Source organism: Clostridium punense, from assembly GCF_017874425.1.
Classification (GTDB): domain Bacteria; phylum Bacillota; class Clostridia; order Clostridiales; family Clostridiaceae; genus Clostridium_J; species Clostridium_J punense.
The window spans coordinates 1-3,242 of sequence record NZ_JAGGLL010000079.1; the positions used below are offsets into that span (position 1 = coordinate 1).

Below are 3,242 nucleotides of genomic sequence, written 5' to 3' on the forward strand. Positions count from 1 at the left end.
TGAATTATTGTTGTCTTCTTGCAAGTGACACAATATATTTATATCAGGTTTTTTTGTTATCTTCAAAGACTAAATCTCTTTATTACAGGAATACTCGTATAATTTGAGCACTCACAGAAATTCGTTAAAGCCTGTGATTACTCTATTTTCATATTTTATTTTTTTATTGGTTCCCACATTTTAGCATAAAATGCTTGACAAATATATAAAAAATTCGTCCATCCTCTTAAAAATACATTTTTAGTAGGATTATTTTATGCTTAAAAGCTGGTCAATCCATGCTGATTATCAGCAATTTCTTATTTCAAATCTCTCTTCATTCTACAAAACTTTTCCTAAAAGAGTTGTAGAATTTGAATCTTCTAAATCTAAACTTTACTGTTTAGATTTAGATATCCTTTTTGAGATATTGAAACCTTATTATTCTAACAAAGGTAGCCCTGTTACCCTTCAACCTGAAATATTTCGTTCATTTTCCCTAATGTTATTTCTACAAGAAGCAAGTATTACTAACTGGGTAAATAAACTTCATAATGATGATTTACTTGCTAACTGTATCCGTTGTAACCACGGTAAAACCCCTTCAATTGGTGCACACTATTATTTTATATCTAAATTATGGGGTACTGATTTAGCGTTAGACCGTATTAACCAAAAGAAATTACACCATTACAAGAAAAAACCATCTAAAATTAAATCACCTTTCAAAAACAACAAACAACCTAGCAAACGTTTAGGTGTTGTTCAAAGGATTTCTGACTCTTATAGTAAAAATCGGACATTTTCTCGTAGGTCAGAAAATTTACTTCAAACAATATCTACAATAGTTGCTGTAGAACCTTCCTTTAAACTTAATCTGATAAGAAAAGATAATCTTACACTTCCTGGTGACTATACTTCTGTACATAGTCATGCTTCATACTATGACACTAAAGTTTGTGATTGCCGTGATAAAAGCATTTACAATTGTAAATGTACCCGTAGATTATATGATATTGATGCTACTTGGGGCTGGGATAGCCATGAAAACTCTTGATTCTATGGTTGTACCCTTTATGCACTATCTACTTACAATAAAGAATATAAGATAGATTTACCAGTTTATCTACGCTTTGTAGAGAGCAAGTAGACATGACAGCATTTCTGGAATAGTTGCACTGGCTGAATTTAAAGAACTGTTACTGAAGTTCCTAATATCAAATTATGTGCTTGACTCAGCCAACGACAACTATCCTACATATGAATTATATTCCAAATGGAACATTAATCCCTTTATTGTTTGAACTCCAAAAATTAAGGAAATTTAAAGTATCCTGCAGCCTTATCTATTAACAATAAAGGTGCTCCAATCTGTATTGGACAACCATAAAATGGTTTGCATCAAATGGCGTTGGTCTTTAGTTTCCAAAAAAGTTAAAACTTATTCTTGTTCTACTCAATGCTATTCCTCTCCATATGGCAGAGTAATATATACTAAACCCTCTTAGGATTTACGTTTAGTTACCCCAGTTCCACGAGGCTCTAAACAATGGAAGGGTGTTTATAAAACTAGAACTTGTTCAGAACGTATAAATAACCGTATTCTTAATGATTATTCAATTCACTCTTTAAGAATACGCAGTAAAAATCGTTACTCTTTTATGATTATGAATGCCAGCATCAATATTCATCTAGATACTAGACTTAAAGTCTCAGGTTTTAGTGTCTTAAATTTATTAAGTTAGCCACATTAACAAACTCAATATTTTAAAAACTTGCTTCTATCAGGTTTGTTTATCATACCCATTTTTATATAAAATAGATGATTATTATAAAATCTATAGTCATAAATTGATTTTTATAAAAATTCAAATGCTATATTTTAGTTTTAGTGACTACTCAGGCTTATATATTAAACTGTTCTGCTAATATATCTAACTGCAAAGCGTCATCAAAATAATTATCTGAGGATTTTAAAATTATATTATCTATACTTAGCTCTTTATCCATTACTATTATTCCTAACATGCCAATATAATCCTCAATCATAATTTCCATAGTATTTTTAGCATAAAGATTAGTAGCATATGTTAATGTTAAATCTATTACTTTTAAGTTTTCTTTAAATGTTAAATTTAAATCTACCTTAGCTGAAGTTGCCTTCATATTATAAGGTTTAATTAAAAGTCCATCTAAGAATTTTTCATTCTTGTCAAATAAATCAATAGAAGTAAACATAACATCAAATAATGGATTTCTACTTGCATCTACTTTTAACTTTAACTTCTCTATTAAAGTTTCAAATTGGTAACTTTGATTTTCATAAGCTTTTATAGAGTTATCTTTTACTTCTCTCAAGAAATCTATATATTTCTTATCCCCTTCTGGCTTATTTCTCAAAGCTAATGTATTTACAAACATGCCCATTATATTTTGAAGGTCTGAGTGGGGCCTTCCTGCTATTGGCATTCCTACTATTATGTCTTCTTGTCCACTATACTTTGATAAAAGTATATTAAATACTGATATTAAAACCATATGAATAGTAGCCCCTGTTTCCTTTGTAAGGTTTCTTAATTTTTTTGTAGTTTTTTCATTTACTTCAAAACTTATGCTATTACCTTCAAAGCTTTGTATAGGTGGTCTTTCATAATCATTAGGCATATTTAATACTGGTATTTCAGCACTAAACCTACTAAGCCAATATTCTTCTTGTCTCTTCACCAAGTCTGATTTTAAGAAATTATTTTGCCATGCTGCAAAGTCCTTATACTGAAGTTTCAAAGGTTCTAAATTCTCCCCACTATATATATCCTTAAATTCCTTTATTAATATATTCATGGATACTCCATCAGATATTATATGGTGCATATCTATTAACAAGTAGATTTTCTTATCATTCTCTAGAAGTTCTGCTCTAAATAATGGTGCTTTGCCTAGCTTAAAAGGTCTTACAAAATCATTTACTGCATCCTCTACATTTTGATTTTCTTTTTTAACTAATTCAAATTCATAGTTTTGTATTTTTTGAATTAGTTTTTCACTATAAACCTCAAAATAAGTTCTTAATGATTCATGTCTTTCCATTAACTTTCTAAAAGTTTCTTCTATTTTACTCTTTTCAATTTTACCTTCTAATTCAAAAACTGCTGGCATATTGTAAGCTACACTATCTTTATCAAATTGTTGAAGCATGTACATTCTCTTTTGAGCTGAAGATGCTTCATAGTATTCTTTTTCCTCTACTTTTTCTATCTTTGAGT

At 29.4% G+C, this 3,242-nt stretch carries 2 protein-coding genes; one reads left to right on the forward strand and one right to left on the reverse strand.

Features of this window, described 5'->3' with window-relative positions; translation table 11 throughout:
* Positions 1-256 precede the first annotated feature (256 nt).
* Complete coding sequence (locus J2Z44_RS21210) at positions 257-1,036, forward strand: hypothetical protein (RefSeq protein WP_021282552.1); 780 nt, start codon at positions 257-259, stop codon at positions 1,034-1,036.
* An 848-nt stretch (positions 1,037-1,884) separates the two neighbouring features.
* On the opposite strand, the gene J2Z44_RS21215 is transcribed toward J2Z44_RS21210, so the two are convergent.
* Positions 1,885-3,242: condensation domain-containing protein (locus tag J2Z44_RS21215; protein ID WP_245353421.1), on the reverse strand; the 1,358-nt coding region annotated here is incomplete at its 5' end.